The 18,037-nt window shown below is 53.4% G+C and carries 18 protein-coding genes; 5 read left to right on the top strand and 13 right to left on the bottom strand.

Annotated features, from left to right (window positions below):
* Positions 1-70: 70 nt before the first annotated feature.
* The 12 genes from trpS to HVZ52_RS01550 form a co-directional block, all read right to left on the bottom strand.
* Entirely contained in the window at positions 71-1,075 is a 1,005-nt protein-coding gene (gene trpS, locus HVZ52_RS01605) for a tryptophan--tRNA ligase (RefSeq protein ID WP_016154784.1), read from the bottom strand.
* Positions 1,068-1,826 carry a phosphoglycolate phosphatase gene (gene gph / locus HVZ52_RS01600; protein WP_016154785.1) on the bottom strand — a complete coding sequence of 253 codons (759 nt, stop codon included), beginning with the start codon at positions 1,824-1,826 and terminating at the stop codon, positions 1,068-1,070. The genes trpS and gph overlap by 8 nt, the downstream gene beginning before the upstream one ends.
* Complete coding sequence (gene rpe / locus HVZ52_RS01595) at positions 1,819-2,496, bottom strand: ribulose-phosphate 3-epimerase (RefSeq protein ID WP_003023561.1); 678 nt, start codon at positions 2,494-2,496, stop codon at positions 1,819-1,821. The genes gph and rpe overlap by 8 nt, the downstream gene beginning before the upstream one ends.
* Positions 2,497-2,513: 17 nt before the next feature.
* The gene (gene dam, locus HVZ52_RS01590; RefSeq protein ID WP_016154786.1) at positions 2,514-3,350 is read right to left on the bottom strand and encodes an adenine-specific DNA-methyltransferase; all 837 of its coding nucleotides are present in this window, start codon (positions 3,348-3,350) and stop codon (positions 2,514-2,516) included.
* Positions 3,351-3,467: 117 nt separating this feature from the next.
* Entirely contained in the window at positions 3,468-4,754 is a 1,287-nt protein-coding gene (gene damX, locus HVZ52_RS01585) for a cell division protein DamX (protein ID WP_046274532.1), read from the bottom strand.
* Between the two features lie 96 nt (positions 4,755-4,850).
* Positions 4,851-5,939 carry a 3-dehydroquinate synthase gene (gene aroB, locus HVZ52_RS01580; RefSeq protein ID WP_181598789.1) on the bottom strand — a complete coding sequence of 363 codons (1,089 nt, stop codon included), beginning with the start codon at positions 5,937-5,939 and terminating at the stop codon, positions 4,851-4,853.
* Between the two features lie 57 nt (positions 5,940-5,996).
* Positions 5,997-6,518 (bottom strand): shikimate kinase AroK, encoded by a 522-nt coding sequence (gene aroK, locus HVZ52_RS01575; protein ID WP_003023552.1) that lies wholly within the window; start codon positions 6,516-6,518, stop codon positions 5,997-5,999.
* A gap of 404 nt (positions 6,519-6,922) precedes the next feature.
* The gene (hofQ, locus tag HVZ52_RS01570) at positions 6,923-8,170 is read right to left on the bottom strand and encodes a DNA uptake porin HofQ (RefSeq protein ID WP_029139733.1); all 1,248 of its coding nucleotides are present in this window, start codon (positions 8,168-8,170) and stop codon (positions 6,923-6,925) included.
* Positions 8,073-8,486, bottom strand: a complete 414-nt coding sequence (locus HVZ52_RS01565) for a HofP DNA utilization family protein (RefSeq protein WP_153689952.1) — start codon at positions 8,484-8,486, stop codon at positions 8,073-8,075. Before HVZ52_RS01565 ends, hofQ begins: the two co-directional genes overlap by 98 nt.
* The gene (locus tag HVZ52_RS01560) at positions 8,476-8,931 is read right to left on the bottom strand and encodes a hypothetical protein (protein WP_046274530.1); all 456 of its coding nucleotides are present in this window, start codon (positions 8,929-8,931) and stop codon (positions 8,476-8,478) included. Before HVZ52_RS01560 ends, HVZ52_RS01565 begins: the two co-directional genes overlap by 11 nt.
* Positions 8,915-9,454: a PilN domain-containing protein gene (locus HVZ52_RS01555; RefSeq protein WP_181599265.1), complete on the bottom strand. Its 540-nt coding sequence runs from the start codon at positions 9,452-9,454 to the stop codon at positions 8,915-8,917. Before HVZ52_RS01555 ends, HVZ52_RS01560 begins: the two co-directional genes overlap by 17 nt.
* Complete coding sequence (locus HVZ52_RS01550) at positions 9,454-10,233, bottom strand: hypothetical protein (protein ID WP_016157634.1); 780 nt, start codon at positions 10,231-10,233, stop codon at positions 9,454-9,456. The genes HVZ52_RS01555 and HVZ52_RS01550 overlap by 1 nt, the downstream gene beginning before the upstream one ends.
* Positions 10,234-10,353: 120 nt before the next feature.
* Between HVZ52_RS01550 and mrcA the strand changes: the two genes are divergently transcribed.
* The gene (mrcA, locus tag HVZ52_RS01545) at positions 10,354-12,906 is read left to right on the top strand and encodes a peptidoglycan glycosyltransferase/peptidoglycan DD-transpeptidase MrcA (protein WP_016157635.1); all 2,553 of its coding nucleotides are present in this window, start codon (positions 10,354-10,356) and stop codon (positions 12,904-12,906) included.
* Between the two features lie 58 nt (positions 12,907-12,964).
* Here mrcA and nudE read toward each other — a convergent pair whose 3' ends face one another.
* Positions 12,965-13,525, bottom strand: a complete 561-nt coding sequence (gene nudE / locus HVZ52_RS01540; RefSeq protein WP_016154795.1) for an ADP compounds hydrolase NudE — start codon at positions 13,523-13,525, stop codon at positions 12,965-12,967.
* A 322-nt stretch (positions 13,526-13,847) separates the two neighbouring features.
* Here nudE and igaA point away from each other — a divergent pair, with 322 nt between their 5' ends.
* From igaA to hslO, 4 genes are all read left to right on the top strand, one after another.
* On the top strand, positions 13,848-15,983 hold the full coding sequence (igaA, locus tag HVZ52_RS01535; protein WP_181598788.1) for an intracellular growth attenuator protein IgaA: 2,136 nt from the start codon (positions 13,848-13,850) through the stop codon (positions 15,981-15,983).
* A 62-nt stretch (positions 15,984-16,045) separates the two neighbouring features.
* Positions 16,046-16,714, top strand: coding sequence for a GMP/IMP nucleotidase (yrfG, locus tag HVZ52_RS01530; protein ID WP_016157638.1), 669 nt, complete (start codon positions 16,046-16,048; stop codon positions 16,712-16,714).
* Between the two features lie 10 nt (positions 16,715-16,724).
* A complete protein-coding gene (gene hslR / locus HVZ52_RS01525; RefSeq protein WP_016154798.1) occupies positions 16,725-17,126 on the top strand; it encodes a ribosome-associated heat shock protein Hsp15 in 402 nt (133 codons plus the stop codon).
* 24 nt (positions 17,127-17,150) lie between these two features.
* Entirely contained in the window at positions 17,151-18,029 is an 879-nt protein-coding gene (gene hslO, locus HVZ52_RS01520) for an Hsp33 family molecular chaperone HslO (protein ID WP_016157640.1), read from the top strand.
* The last annotated feature ends 8 nt before the right edge of the window (positions 18,030-18,037 follow it).

Genomic DNA, 18,037 nt, shown 5'->3' with positions numbered 1-18,037 from the left:
TTGAGATTCACCAGCGAACAGGCGAAAAAAAACCGGGTAGAACCCGGTTTCTTCAGCAACGCAGAGCGCATTACGGCTTGGCGACAAAACCAATCGCTTCGTAAACCGCTTTCAGCGTAACAGACGCGCGTGCGCTGGCTTTTTCAGCGCCATCTTTCATCACCTGCTGCAGGAAAGCTTCATCGTTACGGAAACGGTGATAACGCTCCTGAAGCTCGGTCAGCATGCCGGAAACGGCCTCTGCGACTTCACCTTTCAGATGACCATACATCTTGCCTTCAAAGTGTTGTTCCAGCTCCGGAATGCTCTGGCCGGTAACGGCAGAGAGGATATCCAGCAGGTTGGAAACACCCGCTTTATTCTGCACGTCGTAGCGTACAACAGGCGGCTCTTCGGAATCGGTCATCGCACGTTTGATTTTCTTAACCACGGATTTCGGATCTTCCAGCAGGCCGATCACGTTGTTGCGGTTGTCATCCGACTTGGACATTTTCTTCGTCGGCTCCAGCAGCGACATCACGCGCGCACCGGATTTAGGAATGAACGGCTCAGGCACTTTGAAGATGTCGCCATACAGGGCGTTGAAGCGCTGGGCGATATCGCGGCTTAGTTCCAGATGCTGTTTCTGATCTTCGCCAACCGGTACCTGGTTGGTCTGATACAGCAGGATGTCTGCCGCCATCAGCACCGGATAATCAAACAGACCGGCGTTGATGTTCTCCGCATAGCGTGCGGATTTGTCTTTGAACTGGGTCATACGGCTCAGCTCGCCGAAATAGGTGTAGCAGTTCAGCGCCCAACCTAACTGCGCGTGTTCCGGTACATGAGACTGGACGAAAATGGTGCTTTTTTCAGGATCGATACCGCATGCCAGATACAGCGCCAGCGTATCGAGCGTTGCTTTACGCAACTGCTGAGCATCCTGACGAACGGTGATGGCATGTTGGTCAACGATGCAGTAGATGCAATGGTAGTCATCCTGCATGCTCACCCACTGACGCAGCGCACCCATATAGTTGCCAATGGTCAATTCACCTGAGGGCTGTGCGCCACTAAAAACGATGGGCTTAGTCATTTTTTGATTCCTGATTTTCGCTATGCGGAAGCCCGAGAACGGGCAGTAGTTCATTAATACGGTCGTAAATAACGTCGGGTTGGCTCAGCGCGATCGACTCGCCGTAGTTGTAGCCATAAGTCAGGCCAACGGACGGACAGCCAGCAGCTTTTGCCGCCTGAATATCATTACGTGAATCCCCTACGAAGAGCAATTGCTCAGGCTTGATGCCAAGCTTGCTTGCTACCAGCAGTAGCGGATCCGGATGCGGTTTTTTATTCTGCACGTCGTCACCACCGATGACCACGCTAAAGTATTTGGCGATATCTAACGCCTCAAGCAATGGCGCGACAAACGGGGTTGGTTTGTTGGTCACCAGACCCAGCGGCAATCCTTTCGCATGCATCGCGCCCAGCGTGTCGGCAACATCAGGGAACAGGAATGTCCCCTCTTCTGCGACATCGCCGTAGTATCTGTCGAACAGCTTACGCAAAATACGCACCTGTTCTTCGGCGGGGATATCATCGTCAACGGGCGGTTTACCCATTGTCTTACGTAGTGTGGCGCGCTCCTGACGCGACCACGCCAGCGCGCGCTCCATCAGTACATCTGCACCGTTGCCAATCCAGGTGATAACGCGTTCTTCACCGGCAATCGGCAGTTCCAGCGCATACAGCGCCATATCCACCGCTGCGGTTAATCCCGGCGCGCTGTCGACCAGCGTACCGTCGAGGTCAAATGCAACGCCCCGAATATCCTGAAACTTATCCATGACTTACCTTCGCCAGTTCATTGCGCATTTCATCAATGACTTTTTTGTAGTCTGGTTGGTCGAAAATAGCAGACCCTGCGACAAACATATCTGCACCCGCCGCCGCGATTTCACCAATGTTGTTCACCTTGACGCCGCCGTCCACTTCGAGGCGGATATCGTAGCCAGATTCATCAATACGACGACGCACTTCGCGCAGCTTATCCAGCGTTTGTGGGATAAAGGACTGCCCGCCAAAGCCTGGGTTAACGGACATCAGCAGGATCACATCGAGCTTATCCATGACGTAGTCCAGATAGCTCAGCGGTGTTGCCGGGTTAAACACCAGGCCCGCTTTACAGCCATGCTCTTTGATCAGCTGTAAAGTGCGATCGACGTGCTCGGAGGCTTCCGGGTGAAAAGTAATGATGCTCGCGCCGGCGGCGGCGAAGTCCGGGACAATACGATCGACCGGTTTCACCATCAGATGAACGTCAATCGGAGCGGTAATGCCATATTTACGCAGCGATTTCAGTACCATCGGGCCGATGGTCAGATTCGGTACGTAGTGATTGTCCATGACATCGAAGTGTACGACGTCGGCACCGGCAGTCAGCGCTCTCGCGGTGTCCTCACCCAGGCGGGCAAAATCAGCCGACAGAATTGAGGGGGCGATCAAATACTGTTTCATCCGCTTCTCCTTGAGAATTATTTCTTCGCAGGCGTTACAACTCCTGGTTTATACAGTGCCAGCAGTTCGTTCACCTTTTTACGCGTGCCGCCATTGCTGCTAATGCTGCGCCGCACTTTGACCTGAAAATGTTTCGCCGATCGGTACCATTCGCGGGTATCGGGCGTGTCATGGTTCGAAATTAACACCGGGATCTGCTTACTGACTAGCTTTTCTGCCATCTCGGCCAGATGCGCCTGCTCTTTTGGACTAAAGCTGTTGGTATGATACGCGGTGAAATTTGCCGTCGCCGAAAGCGGTGCATAAGGCGGGTCACAATAGACCACAGAGTTGCTATCCGCACGGTCCATGCACTCTTCATAGGAGAGACAATGGAACTCCGCATTCTGCGCTTTTTCAGCAAAATGGTACAACTCGGCTTCCGGGAAGTAAGGTTTTTTATAACGACCAAACGGTACATTAAACTCGCCGCGCAGGTTATAACGGCACAATCCGTTGTAACCAAAGCGGTTCAGATACAAGAACAGCACTGCACGGCGGAACGGATCCTGACTGGCATTAAATTCTTCTCTGAACCGATAGTACACCTCAGCCTGATTAGTTTCAGGCATAAACAGCTCACGCGAAGCCTGCACATACTCATCGGTACGTGTCTTCACGATGTTATAGAGACTGATGAGGTCGCTGTTGATATCGGCAAGAATATAACGAGAAAAGTCGGTGTTGAGAAACACCGACCCGGCACCCACGAAAGGTTCAATCAGGCATTCACCCTGAGGTAAATGCCGTTTGATATCATCAAGCAGGGGGTATTTCCCCCCTGCCCATTTCAAAAAAGCGCGATTTTTTTTCATGCTGACTAACTAATTACACCTTCTCCGGCTGTGGAGAAAGCTCCGACAGCATCCTGCGCTTTAGTCTTTGTCCCGCAATTGGGCGAAACAGCAAACCATTGCAGAACATATCCTATCTTACTTCAAATCGGCCTGAACCTGGTGCAGCGGTTTTGCCCACGGATTTTTCGCCTGAATATCGGCGGGGAGCGTAGACACTGCACGTTTCGCATCTTCTTTAGACGCATACACGCCTGTTACCAGAACATACCACGGTTGACCGTTACGCGTCGTCTGATACACCACGTAGTTTTTCAGGTTTTCTTTCTTCGCCCAACCGTTAAGGTTGTCGTAGTTAGAAGAACTGCTGAGCTGCAGCGTGTAATGGCTGGACGGCGCAGATTTTAACGCTCCGACATTTCCTGCACTTTTCGCTCCACCAGCAACAGGTGTTGACGTTGTTGCCGTCGCAGTTGGCGCAGGCGTTGTAGTCGCGGTTGCTTTCGGCTCAACGGTCGCCTTCGGCGTAGCGGTAACCACTGGTGCTTTGGTTGTAGTCGTCGGCGCAGTTGCAGTTGGTTTTGCCTGAGCAACAGGTTTCGGCTCTGTCTGCGTCGCTTTCACCGTAGTTTGCGGTTTGCTCTTCGGCTCAATAACGGCCTGTTTACGTTCCTGGTGTGTCGCAGCAGGGCGTTCAGTCGTTTCCGTTTTCGCAGTCTGGCGCACAGCATTACCATTACGAACTGGCGCAACGGTCGCAGGTTCGGTCGGCAGCGTAGAGTTAACCACTACATTGTTAACCTGCTCCTGGCCTTGCGGTTGCGTCAGAGCGTTGTTCAGATCGCCCTGCACTTCAACACGCTGCTGGCCTTCAGTTGCCGCAGGTGTCTGACCTTGAGTTGGGGTAGAGGAAATCGGCGGTAGGGAAACATCCTGCTGGGTATTGCCAGCGGTCTGCTCAGCGCCTGCTGCAGGCGTAGTCGTGCTCGCCTGATCCGTCGCGTTGTTGCCAGAAAGATCGATGCTCTTCTCGCCAGATCCAGCCTGCTCACTGGGAGATGATGAGGGGGCTTTCAGCGCAGAACCGATACCGATGATCAGCAGCAACAGCACCAGGACACCGACACCCATCATCATATACTGACGAGAGGCAGGCTTGCTGGCGGGTTTCTTACGCTTGCGCGGACGGCGTTCTACACGCTCTTCATCCACATCATCGTCATCAGATTCATACTCTTCTTCAATGTCCCGTTCTTCTTCACGCTCTTTACGTGCGCGCGCAGGACGGCGATCGTCAGCATCCAGATCAACATCATCAAAATTGATTTGCGGCTCATTATCGCGTTCAGACGATTGACGAGAACGACCAGTACGACGATCGCTGGGATCGGGTTTCAGCTCGTCTTCTGGTTTGAATTCATCCATTTAACACCCCACTCAAAGGTTAATGCTTACGACTTTGCACATAACCTGAAGCTAAAAGACCTACGTTTCGCAACGCAAGCCAGACCTTTCTTGTTGTTACGCCGGCTGGCAATCAGCAATAGCGTTAAGAACCACCTCGTGCGACACTCCGCCGCGCACTTCACTCTTCCCTAATGCCAGCGGAAGCACTAAACGAATCTCTCCCGCTAACACTTTTTTATCTCGCAGCATGTGCGGCAGATAAGCCTCGCTGGACATTTCACGCGGTCCATTGACCGGCAAGCCCGCTCGCTGCAGCAGCGTAATGATGCGCAGCGTATCAGCGGAGGTAAACTGTCCAAGACGTTCTGACGTACGAGCAGCCATTACCATACCTGCTGCAACGGCTTCACCATGTAACCAATTGCCATAACCCATTTCAGCTTCGATCGCATGGCCAAACGTGTGTCCCAGATTCAGTAAAGCACGTAAGCCCATTTCACGCTCGTCCGCTGCGACAACTTCTGCTTTCAGCTCACAACAACGACGAATACAGTACGCCATCGCCGGACCATCCAGACGCAATAACGCATCCAGATTTTCTTCCAGCCAACTGAAAAATTCACCGTCAAGGATGATGCCGTATTTGATCACTTCCGCCAGCCCCGATGCCAGCTCACGCGCAGGAAGCGTTTTCAGACAATCGAGATCCACCACCACGGACGCCGGTTGGTAAAACGCGCCAATCATGTTTTTACCGAGGGGATGGTTTACGGCGGTTTTGCCGCCAACGGAGGAGTCGACCTGCGACAACAGGGTTGTCGGGACTTGAATAAAACGAACACCACGCTGATAGCTGGCTGCCGCAAAACCGGTCAGATCGCCTATCACGCCGCCGCCAAGTGCGACTAACGTGGTATCACGACCGTGCGGTTTTTGCAGTAACGCAGTGAAAACCGTATCCAGAACCGTCAGGCTTTTATACTGCTCGCCATCGGGAAGGATAACGCTATCAACGTTAACACCCGCCTGTTCAAGTACGCCGCGAACCTTATCGAGATAAAGGGGAGCCAGGGTTTCGTTGGTCACCAACATAACCTGATCGCCCGATTTCAGCGGTAAGAATGAAGCTGGCTCATTAAACAAACCAGCCGCGATGGTGATAGGGTAACTACGTTCCCCGAGAGTGACTGTAATCCTCTCCATTACGCGACATCCACCTTAGTTACTTGTACCCGCAGACGAGTGTGTATTCAGCCAGAATTAGTTGCTTTCCAGCATATGAATAATCTGGTTTGCTACGACTTTTGCGCTCTGATCGTCGGTGCGAATGGTCACGTCAGCAATCTCTTCGTACAGAGGATTGCGTTCGTCAGCCAACGCTTCCAGAACTTCACGAGGCGGCGATTCTACCTGCAGCAGCGGGCGTTTCTTGTCACGTTGAGTTCGCGCAAGTTGTTTTTCAATTGTCGTTTCAAGATAGACCACGACGCCACGCGCGGAAAGACGGTTACGTGTTTCACGTGATTTAACAGAGCCACCGCCAGTTGCCAGCACAATACCCTGTTTTTCCGTCAACTCGTTGATGACTTTTTCTTCGCGATCACGGAAGCCGTCTTCACCTTCTACATCGAAGACCCAGCCCACATCAGCTCCGGTTCGTTTCTCAATCTCTTGATCAGAATCGTAAAATTCCATATTGAGTTGTTGAGCTAACTGGCGCCCAATAGTGCTTTTTCCGGCACCCATAGGCCCAACCAGAAAGATATTGCGTTTCTCTGCCATTTTTTCGGTACTACTAAGACTATTCGTTAATGGTAAACCCGCTTCGCAGACACTCAGCGCAGCAGGACATGAACTGAAACCTCATAAGATATTGCGAGAGTCAGACTGAAAATTATCTCAATACTCAAGCGGGTTTGGCAACTGAATAAATCACCAAACCTTACGCATTTCTGGTCGTGGCAGGCATGCTACCCTGCAAACATCAGACCTGGCGACGTATCGCGCAGCCAAATGACACCAAATAAGCCTATGACACACCACCAGAAAGGCAAAGCGTATTTACTGCCGCATAAGTAAAGAAAAGTACCGACACTCAAATCGGTACTCCTTGTATGCTAAATACACCCGCACGTCAAATCTCTGAAACGTGTTCAGTGCAAAAACAACGGCTTTTCATGCATAAGTTATTGCGTTGAAACCAGTCTGGGCGTAATAAAAACCACTAATTCACGCCGTTCGTCTTCTTTACCATCATGACGAAAGAGAGAGCCAAGCCAGGGGATGTCGCCCAACAGCGGCACGCTGTCGGCTGCGGATTTATTCTTATGTGAAAAAATCCCGCCCAGCGCAATCGTCTCGCCGCTTTTTACCTCGACCTGGGTTTCAATCTCCTGCTTATCAATAGCCAGAACTTCGCCATCCGCCTGCTGTAGCACCTGCCCGGGAACATTCTGGCTTATATGCAGTTTCAGTCTGATTCGTCCTTTCTGCAATACGGTGGGCGTGACTTCCATCCCTAATACAGCTTCCTTGAACTCGACGGATGTCGCGCCGCTTTCACCGCTGGAGACCTGATAAGGGATCTCACTACCCTGCTTAATACTGGCAGGTTGCAGGTGAGAAGCCAGTAAGCGTGGACTGGCGATGATGTCCAACTGCTGTTTTTGCTCCAGCGCAGACAGCTCCAGCTCGAGTAAATGACCGTTAATACGGCCAATGTTAAATCCCACACGGGATGTGGCTGTGGGTACAGAAAGATCGCTGGCAAGCGTTGTGACGTTCCCCACCGCCCCCGATTGCTGTGCGTCAGCCAGCGACCACTTCACCCCCAGCTCACGCAAGCTTTTTTCATTAATCGTCACGATATGCGCCGCCAGTTCGACTTGTGCAACCGGCAGATCCATTTGCGCTACCCACGTTTCCAGTGCGTTAAGCGCAACGCTATTATCACGCAGCAGTAAGCGGTTGGTGCGTTTATCCACCGTCATGCTTCCTTTGGCGCTGAGCAGCTTTTCTCCGGCTTTTGCCAGCTCGGAGGCATCAGCATATTGCAAAATGATACTGCGATGTTCCAACGGCAGGCTGGCCTGAAGCCGTGCCTGCTCATTGTCCTGACGAGCCGCATTTTCACTCTGCCATTGAACAGAATGCACATGCAGAATGTTGCCTTCCTGACGTAATACCAGCCCGGCGCTTTTCACCACCGTTTGCAATGCCTGCTTCCAGGGCACATCCGTCAAATGCAGTGACAGCACACCGCTGACATCCGGTGAAACTACCAGGTTTTTCTTTTCCTGTTCGGCCAGCGCCTGCAATACCTGCACAACCGGCACATCATCGACCACCAGCGTCACGTTTTGTGATTTCGCCGCCAGTACGCTCTGAATCCCGACCACCAGTACGAGTACTATCCATGCCATCCATCGCTTCATTTATCGCTCCTTGTCGTTGCCACTGCCACTGCGACGGCTCGCAGTTTTTCCCTGTGTCGAGGATTACGCTCTGGGCCGTTATCTGCGTAACCGTCCAACCGTTTTTCAGGACATCATTTCGCTCAACCCGCTGCCATTTTTTCTGGCTATCCTGAACAATGCCAATGGGTCGCGCGCCCTGGCTCAATATTCCCTGATAGCGCCATGCCGACAGCTCAGCAATTTGGCAACGGTCCTCCGGTGGCAGGAAGGGATTACGCATACCGGTGAGTATCAGTACGCTTACGCACGCCAACAGCCAGCGTTCAACCATCATTCAGGCGCTCCAGTTGTAGTGTTAACAGCAGCTCCGCACCTTCTGCGTAAAGAGAAAACCGGCGGACGTTCATCCCTTGCTCCGCCAATTGGTCAAACATCGGCGGGATGACATCCCAGCCTGGCTTCAGCGTCATTTCTCCGCCCTGTGCGGAGGGTTGCCAGTGGATAAGATGTGCAAGAGGAGTCTGAAACAGCAGTGGAGAGAACGGAATCAGCGTCTCTTCAGGCTCTTCTGGCGATGCCACCAGCAGATATAAATTTCGCCATTGTGCCTGAATGGCCGCTCGTTGCTGATTTAGCGCCTCTTGTTGCATAACTCGTTTCTGCGCGGTGGAGCTGAGGCATAACATGACGACGATGAGCAGTCCCAGCATCCAGCCACAGCCGCAGATGAGCCGAAAGCGCGGCGACTGCGCTAACCAGCTATCACAAAGCGTTTTCATGCGCACCGCTCCGCATCAGTCGATAGTGGAATTGCCAGCGTCCCTGCGCATCCTGCTGCGTTTCGCCAGGGCTACCCAATTTAAACAGCGGCAGCTGGCGTAATTGCGCTTCCAGCGCCTTCAGCGCGGCAAAGCTCAGCGTGTTTCCCGTCAGTTCCAGTGTCTCCTGCTGCCAGGTGATTTTTGTTAACCACGCCTGCTCCGGCAGTAATTCCGCCAGCCCTTGCAAAACCCGCTGCCAGCTTCGGGTCTGCTCACGCTGTTTGTTCCGCGCTTGAACCTGTTGCCATCGTTGCTGGCGCTGCTGCACACGCGACTTTAGCGCCATTAAAGCCTCGGCCCGCGTCTTTTCGGCATCCGCTAACAACAATTCGACCTGGTTTTCTACGCTCAAAACGCTGTAATAGCGCAACAACACGCCGCTACTAAGCAGTAGCGAAGCGCCAAATAAAACACTCCAGAAGCGTAGGCAGGCGCGACGTCGCGCCTGGCGCCAGGGCAGAAGATTGATGGTCGCTATCATCAACATGTGCCTCCCATAGCGAGTCCCAGTGCAATGGTGAAGCGATGGCTTTGCGTTGGAATTGGCGGCTGGCGTACAGACACCACGCTTAAAGGATCGAAGCCGCTGGGATCGCATAGCGCAATGGCTGTCGTGGAAAGCGATAATGTCGCGGCAAGCTCGTCGATACAGCCAATATCGCCCGTTGATTTACGCCCCCATGCCGAACGGGTCGCCCATAGCCACTGGGTGTCATCACGCCATACCAGACACTGATGACGTTCTGGCAGGTAAGGTATAAATCGCTGTAACGCGCTGGCATCCGGCGTAATCGCCGTAACCTGCACCTTCAACGTTTGGATAAGCGTCAGAAGCGCTGAAATCTCTTTGCTTTGCGCGGCAGTGACGTTAAACGCCGGGCTTAACGTGTCTTCGCTATAATCAAAATGCAGCGCATCCGGCGCCATATCCAGCTCACGCGCCATCGAACCGGATAACCATGCGGCTTGCTCCGGCTCGCGCAGCATCATTTCCGGACGAGGGTACTTTTTTTGTAACGTCCTGTTGGCAGGAAAAGAGAGATGAATATGGTGTCGGCGAGGAAGCTCCCGGCTCCACGGCAGTAGCGCTGCGACAAGCTGTTCAGGCTCGCGAATGTGGCCATCGACGATAACCTGAGGCGTCAGCGGTATACGCCACCAGCGCTGGAGAAACCAACCGGATGCGTCGTGAACTACGGCGACAGCCAGCGCTTCATGTTGCTGAATATGCAGACCAATTTTCCAGATATTGAAAGCCATTGCTGATGATCTCCTTATCACCCGTTGCTTTAACGGGTATATCAATGCGTCTGGCTTGCCTTTATACTACCGCGCGTTTGTTTATAAACTGCCCAAATGCCACTAAATGGGAAATCTCCAGTGAAGTTCGTAAAGTATTTATTAATCCTTGCAGTATGTTGCATCCTGCTGGGAGCAGGCTCGATTTATGGCCTCTATCGCTATATTGAGCCGCAATTACCTGACGTCGCGACGCTCAAAGATGTGCGTTTACAGATCCCGATGCAGGTTTACAGCGCTGATGGCGAGCTGATCGCGCAATATGGCGAGAAACGTCGAATCCCGGTCACCCTGGATCAGATGCCGCCGGTAATGGTTAAAGCCTTTATCGCTACCGAAGACAGTCGTTTTTATGAGCACCACGGGGTAGACCCGGTGGGGATCTTCCGTGCTGCCAGCGTCGCGCTGTTCTCCGGCCATGCATCACAAGGGGCCAGCACCATCACCCAACAGTTGGCGAGAAACTTCTTCCTGAGCCCGGAACGTACGCTGATGCGTAAGATCAAAGAAGTGTTCCTGGCGATCCGCATTGAACAACTGCTGAGTAAAGATGAGATTCTCGAACTGTATCTGAACAAGATTTACCTGGGATATCGCGCCTATGGCGTAGGTGCTGCCGCGCAGGTCTATTTCGGTAAGACGGTTGATCAGCTCAGCTTAAGTGAAATTGCGGTGATTGCCGGCCTGCCAAAAGCGCCGTCAACCTTCAACCCCCTCTATTCGATGGAAAGGGCAACCGCGCGACGTAACGTCGTGCTGTCGCGTATGTTGAGCGAAAACTACATCACGCAGGCCCAGTACGATCAGGCGCGCGGCGAAGCCATTGACGCCAACTACCACGCGCCGGAAATCGCCTTCTCCGCGCCGTATCTCTCTGAGATGGTGCGCCAGGAGATGTATAATCGTTATGGCGAGAAAGCCTATGAGGACGGGTATCGCATCACCACCACCATTACGCGCAAAGTACAGCAGGCTGCTCAGCAGGCAGTACGTAACAACGTAATGGATTACGACATGCGCCACGGTTACCGCGGCCCGTCAAACGTGCTGTGGAAAGTGGGTGAAAGCAGTTGGGACAGCAAGAAAATCACCGATACGCTGAAAGCGCTACCGACTTATGGTCCCCTGCTACCGGCGGTTGTTACCAGCGCCAATCCGCAGGAAGCCATTGCCGCGCTGGCGGATGGTACGTCAGTGTCATTACGGATGGATGGCATGCGCTGGGCGCGTCCTTACCGCTCGGATACCCAGCAAGGCCCGACGCCGCGCAAAGTGACTGATGTGGTGCAAACCGGGCAGCAAATCTGGGTACGCCAGGTTGGCGATGCCTGGTGGCTGGCGCAAGTACCGGACGTCAACTCCGCACTGGTCTCCATCAATCCGCAAAACGGCGCGGTGCTGGCGCTGGTCGGTGGTTTTGACTTCAACCAGAGCAAGTTTAACCGTGCAACCCAGGCGTTACGCCAGGTGGGTTCCAACATCAAACCATTCCTGTATACCGCCGCGATGGATAAAGGTCTGACGCTGGCGAGCATGCTCAACGATGTGCCGATCTCCCGCTGGGATGCCGGCGCGGGTTCCGACTGGCAGCCGAAGAACTCACCGCCGCAATACGCCGGTCCTATCCGCTTACGTCAGGGGCTGGGTCAGTCGAAAAACGTGGTGATGGTACGCGCCATGCGCGCGATGGGCGTGGATTACGCAGCAGAGTATCTGCAACGTTTCGGCTTCCCGGCACAGAACATTGTGCACACCGAGTCGCTGGCGCTGGGTTCTGCCTCATTCACGCCGTTGCAGGTGGCGCGCGGTTATGCAGTGATGTCTAACGGCGGCTTCCTGGTCGATCCGTATTTCATCAGTAAGATCGAAAGCGATATGGGCGGCGTTATCTTCGAGGCGAAGCCGAAAATTGCCTGTCCGGAATGCGATATTCCGGTGATTTATGGTGATACCCAGAAATCTAACGTGCTGGAGAACAGTAACGTCGAAGATGTCGCCGTCTCGCAGGAACAGCAGAATGCCGCCGTGCCTATGCCTCAGCTTGAGCAGGCAAACCAGGCGCTGGTCGCGCAAAGCGGCACGCAGGAGTACGCTCCACATGTGATCAACACGCCGTTGGCCTTCCTGATTAAAAGCGCCCTGAACACCAATATCTTTGGTGAGCCGGGCTGGATGGGAACCGGTTGGCGTGCAGGTCGCGATTTACAGCGCCATGATATCGGCGGGAAAACCGGGACCACCAACAGCTCTAAAGATGCATGGTTCTCCGGCTACGGGCCTGGCGTGGTGACGTCGGTATGGATCGGGTTTGATGACCATCGCCGCAATCTCGGACACACGACGGCTTCTGGGGCGATCAAAGACCAGATCTCCGGCTACGAAGGCGGCGCAAAGAGCGCACAGCCTGCCTGGGATGCCTATATGAAGTCCGTGCTGGAAGGCGTGCCTGAGCAGCCGCTGACACCGCCGCCGGGTATCGTGACGGTCAATATCGATCGCAGCACCGGTCAACTGGCAAGCGGTGGCAACAGCCGCGCAGAATACTTCATTGAAGGCACTCAGCCGACGCAACAGGCGGTGCATGAGGTGGGGACGACCATTATCGATAATGGTGAGACGCACGAACTGTTCTGATCCCTGACCGATCAAAAAAAGGCGCTTCGGCGCCTTTTTTATTATTTGCGAAGAGAAATTAAAGCCGCCCTTGTCCTTTCAGCCATTCGCGCACGAGGAACAGCGCACTCACATTACGCGCTTCGTGAAAGTCAGGATCTTCCAGCAGATCCATCAAATGCGCCAGCGGCCAGCGCACCTGCGGTAATGGTTCAGGCTCATCACCTTCCAGCGATTCAGGATATAAGTCCTCCGCCACCACGATGTTCATTTTGCTGGAGAAATAGGAAGGCGCCATGCTGAGTTTCTTTAAAAACGTCAGATCTTTTGCGCCAAACCCCACCTCTTCTTTCAGCTCCCGATTCGCCGCTTCATACACGCTTTCGCCAGGATCGATTAACCCCTTAGAAAAACCCAGTTCGTAAGATTCGGTCCCGACCGCGTATTCGCGGATGAGGATCAGGTGGTCGTCCACAATCGGCACAATCATTACCGCTTCACGCGTGGACGGGCGCATACGTTCATAAACGCGGCGTACGCCATTGCTGAACTCAAGGTCCACGCTTTCGACTTTAAACAGCCGGGATTGGGCGACGGTTTCCACTTTCAAAATCGTGGGTTTCTGTAATGATTTGCTCATTGTGAGGATCTTTGCTGTGAAATCTGGGGTTATTGTGCGATATACCGCACGGTTTCGGCAATGTGAATTGCCGTTTATTTACATTTATGTAACGTACTAAAAGTTAATCCCTATTTCAAATTAAAAGTCAATAGGTTGAAATAACTCCAGGAATTTGCTGATATTCCATTTTTAGTGATTTTGCTATGATTCGCATTTACTGGGCTGTACTTAAAGATGCTCAAGTTCGACTCCACACTTGCCGATAGCCAACCACAGAATCACGAATATTGAACAGGGTGCGACTGACCACGCCTGACAGACTAAGTAAGATGGGGAAAGCATGAGCACCATTCTGATTTTTTTAGCTGCTTTGCTGGCCTGCTCATTGCTTGCAGGATGGCTACTCAGAACGAAATCCAGACGGAAAAATTTACCCTTGAGCAACGTCTTCTCAGACGCCTCGAAGCGTAAACTCACGCCTGAAGAGCGCAGTGCAGTCGAAAACTATCTCGAAAGCCTTAGTCAAATTCAGCAGGTACCTGGTCCAACGGGTGCCAGCTCCGCGCCGGTGTCATTAACGCTGAATGCCCAAAGTAATAGCGTCATCGTGCTTACGCACGCGATTACACGTTACGGCATTACTACCGACGATCCTAACAAATGGCGTTACTATCTTGATTCCGTTGAGGTACATCTTCCCCCTTTCTGGGAACAATACATCAATGACGAAAACAGCGTTGAGCTAATCCACACCAATACGATACCGCTGGTTATCTCCCTGAACGGCCATACGCTGCAGGAATATATGCAGGAAGCGCGTGGCTATGCGTTACAGCACACCGCCTCTACCCAGGCGTCCATTCGCGGTGAAGAAAGCGAGCAGATTGAACTGCTGAATATTCGCCAGGAAACCCATGAAGAATATGCGCTTAGCCGCCCATCGGGATTGCGCGAGGCGTTACTGATTGCCGCATCGTTCCTGCTGTTCTTTTTCTGTTTGATAATCCCGGATACGTTTGTTCCGTGGACAGTTGGTGGCGCGGTGCTGCTGCTAGCTGCGGGTCTGTGGGGGCTGCTCGCCCCACCATCTAAAACCGCCCTGCGGGAAATTCATTGTCTGCGCGGTACGCCGCGTCGCTGGGGGCTGTTTGGCGAAAACGACCAGGAGCAAATTAATAATATCTCACTAGGTATTATTGATCTGATTTATCCACCGCACTGGCAGCCTTACATCGCACAAGATCTTGGCCAGCAAACGGATATTGATATTTATCTCGATCGCCACGTTGTTCGCCAGGGACGTTTTTTATCGCTGCATGACGAAGTCAAAAACTTCCCGTTACAGCACTGGCTGCGCAACGCCGTCATCGCGGGCGGCTCGTTGCTGGTGCTACTGATGCTGCTGTTTTGGATCCCGCTGGATATGCCGATAAAGCTTACGCTTTCCTGGATGAAGGGCGCACAAACTATCGAAGCCACCAGCGTTAAACAGCTTGAAAACGCGGGCGTTCGCGTGGGTGACACGCTGCATCTGAGCGGTACGGGTATGTGTAACATTCATACCCAGGGGAGCTGGAATGCGCAGCCTTCCGCGCCGTTTATGCCTTTCGATTGCACGCAAATTATCTGGAATGACGCGCGCGCATTACCGCTGCCTGAGTCCGATCTGGTGAATAAAGCCACCGCGCTCACGCAGGCGGTGAACCGCCAACTGCACCCCAAAGCGGATGATGACTCTCGCGTCAGCGCATCGTTACGCTCGGCAATTCAAAAGTCCGGAATGGTGTTACTGGACGATTTTGGCGAGATTGTCCTGAAAACGGCCGATCTGTGCGCGGCCAAAGATGAATGTGTACGTTTAAAAAATGCACTGGTTAACCTTGGTAACAGTAAAGACTGGACAGCGCTTGTGAAACGGGCGAACGCAGGCAAACTGGATGGCGTGAACGTGCTGCTGCGTCCGGTAAGCGCAGAGTCGTTGGATAATCTGGTGAATACCTCTACGGCGCCGTTTATTTCACGCGAGACTGCGCGAGCGGCCCAGACGCTGAATAGCCCAGCCCCTGGCGGTTTCCTGATTATCAGCGACGAAGGCAGCGATCTGGTCGATCAGCCGTGGCCGACAACCTCGCTATATGACTATCCCCCACAAGAACAGTGGAACGCCTTCCAGCGTCTGGCGCAGATGCTGATGCAGACGCCGTTTCGCGCGGAGGGGATCGTCACCAATATTTCGACCGACGCCAATGGCACCCAGCACATTGGCCTGCACCGTATCCCGGATCGTTCAGGATTATGGCGCTACCTTGGCACGACGCTGCTGATGTTCTCCATGCTCGGATGCGCTGTCTACAACAGCATACAGGCTTTCAGACGCTACCAGCGTCACCGCTCCCGCATCACGGAAATTCAGAGCTACTACGAAAGTTGCCTGAATCCAACGCTGATTGACAACCCGGAAAGCCTGATTCGATAACACGCTCGCGCGACAGGATATGCTACCCTGTCGCGCATCATGTTTTCTTCTGGGGAGTTTCCATGCAGATCAATATTGCCTGGCAGGATGTCGATACCGTGTTGTTAGATATGGACGGCACGCTGCTCGACCTGGCATTCGATAACTATTTCTGGCAAAAACTGGTGCCGGAAACCTATGGCGCGAAACAGGGTATCTCTCCCCAGGAAGCCCAGGACTATATTCGTCAGCAGTATCATGCCGTGCAGCATACGCTAAACTGGTACTGCCTGGATTACTGGAGCGAATGCCTGGATCTTGATATTTGCGCCATGACAACGGAACAGGGACCGCGCGCCGTTTTGCGTGAAGATACCGTACCGTTTCTTGATGCCTTAAAAGCCAGCGGCAAGCGCCGTATTTTGCTCACCAACGCGCATCCCCATAACCTGGCGGTGAAGCTGGAGCATACCGGTCTGGCCTCACACCTTGATTTATTACTTTCCACCCACACATTTGGTTATCCCAAAGAGGATCAGCGGTTATGGCACGCTGTGGCTGAAGAAACGGGAATGAGTGCAGAGAAGACGCTGTTTATTGACGACAGCGAACCCATTCTCGACGCCGCTGCTCTGTACGGTATTCGTTACTGCCTCGGCGTGACCAATCCCGACTCAGGCATCGCGGAAAAACAGTACGCACGCCATCCGTCACTGAATGACTACCGCCGACTGATCCCCTCACTGATGTGAAGGAGACGCCATGAAAGAAAAGCCCTCTGCTGATGTCAGGCTGGATAAATGGCTGTGGGCTGCGCGCTTTTACAAAACGCGTGCGCTAGCCCGCGAAATGGTTGAAGGCGGTAAGGTGCATTACAACGGCCAGCGCAGCAAACCGAGCAAGATTGTCGAGCTGAACGCCACCCTCACCCTGCGCCAGGGAAATGACGAGCGAACGGTCATTATCAAGGCTATTACTGAGCAGCGTCGCCCGGCCACGGAAGCCGTTACGCTGTATGAAGAAACCGCGGAAAGCGTAGAAAAACGCGAAAAAGTGGCGCTGGCGCGTAAACTTAACGCGTTAACCATGCCGCACCCGGACAGGCGACCGGACAAGAAAGAGCGCCGCGACCTGTTACGATTTAAACATGGCGACAGCGAGTGACTGTCACCTGCAAGAGAGATGATTATGCCGCAACATGACCAATTACATCGTTATCTGTTTGAAAACTTTGCCGTGCGCGGCGAGCTGGTGACCGTTTCGGAAACCCTGCAACAGATCCTCGAAAATCATACTTACCCGCAGCCGGTCAAGAACGTACTGGCTGAACTGCTGGTCGCCACCAGCCTGCTCACCGCCACGCTGAAGTTTGCCGGTGATATCACCGTACAGCTGCAGGGCGATGGTCCGCTGAGCCTGGCCGTCATTAACGGCAACAACAATCAGCAGATGCGCGGCGTGGCCCGTATGCAGGGCGATATCCCTGAAGGCGCTGATCTCAAAACGCTGGTAGGCAACGGCTACCTGGTGATCACCATTACCCCAGAAGAAGGCGAGCGCTATCAGGGCGTGGTTGGTCTGGAAGGCGACACGCTGGCCGCCTGTCTGGAAGATTACTTCATGCGTTCTGAACAGCTGCCGACACGTCTGTTTATCCGTACTGGCGACGTCGATGGCAAACCCGCTGCTGGCGGGATGCTTCTGCAGGTAATGCCGGCGCAAAACGCGCAGGCAGATGATTTCGATCACCTGACAGCCCTGACCGAAACCATCAAAACTGAAGAGCTGTTAACGCTCCCGGCCAACGAAGTGCTGTGGCGCTTGTACCACGAAGAAGAGGTTACTCTCTACGATCCGCAGGACGTTGAGTTCAAATGCACCTGTTCACGCGAACGCTGCGCTGGCGCACTGAAAACGCTGCCGGACGAAGAAGTGGACAGCATTCTGGCGGAAGAAGGCGAGATCGATATGCACTGCGATTACTGCGGGAGCCACTATCTGTTTAATGCCATGGACATTGCTGAGATCCGCAGCAACGCTTCCCCGGCGGACCCGCAGGTACATTAATCACCACT

Origin of the sequence: Citrobacter sp. RHB36-C18, assembly GCF_013814485.1 — a bacterium.
Classification (GTDB): Bacteria; Pseudomonadota; Gammaproteobacteria; order Enterobacterales; family Enterobacteriaceae; genus Citrobacter; species Citrobacter braakii.
Note: the sequence above shows the minus strand (reverse complement) of the source record. Positions and strands in the feature narration are given on the sequence as shown.

What these genes read in the sequence shown, in the direction of transcription:
- trpS (WP_016154784.1), bottom strand. Translation starts at nt 1,075, where the DNA reads ATGACTAAGCCCATCGTTTTTAGTGGCGCACAGCCCTCAGGTGAATTG.
- gph (WP_016154785.1), bottom strand. Translation starts at nt 1,826, where the DNA reads ATGGATAAGTTTCAGGATATTCGGGGCGTTGCATTTGACCTCGACGGT.
- rpe (WP_003023561.1), bottom strand. Translation starts at nt 2,496, where the DNA reads ATGAAACAGTATTTGATCGCCCCCTCAATTCTGTCGGCTGATTTTGCC.
- dam (WP_016154786.1), bottom strand. Translation starts at nt 3,350, where the DNA reads ATGAAAAAAAATCGCGCTTTTTTGAAATGGGCAGGGGGGAAATACCCC.
- damX (WP_046274532.1), bottom strand. Translation starts at nt 4,754, where the DNA reads ATGGATGAATTCAAACCAGAAGACGAGCTGAAACCCGATCCCAGCGAT.
- aroB (WP_181598789.1), bottom strand. Translation starts at nt 5,939, where the DNA reads ATGGAGAGGATTACAGTCACTCTCGGGGAACGTAGTTACCCTATCACC.
- aroK (WP_003023552.1), bottom strand. Translation starts at nt 6,518, where the DNA reads ATGGCAGAGAAACGCAATATCTTTCTGGTTGGGCCTATGGGTGCCGGA.
- hofQ (WP_029139733.1), bottom strand. Translation starts at nt 8,170, where the DNA reads ATGAAGCGATGGATGGCATGGATAGTACTCGTACTGGTGGTCGGGATT.
- HVZ52_RS01565 (WP_153689952.1), bottom strand. Translation starts at nt 8,486, where the DNA reads ATGATGGTTGAACGCTGGCTGTTGGCGTGCGTAAGCGTACTGATACTC.
- HVZ52_RS01560 (WP_046274530.1), bottom strand. Translation starts at nt 8,931, where the DNA reads ATGAAAACGCTTTGTGATAGCTGGTTAGCGCAGTCGCCGCGCTTTCGG.
- HVZ52_RS01555 (WP_181599265.1), bottom strand. Translation starts at nt 9,454, where the DNA reads ATGATAGCGACCATCAATCTTCTGCCCTGGCGCCAGGCGCGACGTCGC.
- HVZ52_RS01550 (WP_016157634.1), bottom strand. Translation starts at nt 10,233, where the DNA reads ATGGCTTTCAATATCTGGAAAATTGGTCTGCATATTCAGCAACATGAA.
- nudE (WP_016154795.1), bottom strand. Translation starts at nt 13,525, where the DNA reads ATGAGCAAATCATTACAGAAACCCACGATTTTGAAAGTGGAAACCGTC.
- igaA (WP_181598788.1), top strand. Translation starts at nt 13,848, where the DNA reads ATGAGCACCATTCTGATTTTTTTAGCTGCTTTGCTGGCCTGCTCATTG.
- yrfG (WP_016157638.1), top strand. Translation starts at nt 16,046, where the DNA reads ATGCAGATCAATATTGCCTGGCAGGATGTCGATACCGTGTTGTTAGAT.
- hslR (WP_016154798.1), top strand. Translation starts at nt 16,725, where the DNA reads ATGAAAGAAAAGCCCTCTGCTGATGTCAGGCTGGATAAATGGCTGTGG.
- hslO (WP_016157640.1), top strand. Translation starts at nt 17,151, where the DNA reads ATGCCGCAACATGACCAATTACATCGTTATCTGTTTGAAAACTTTGCC.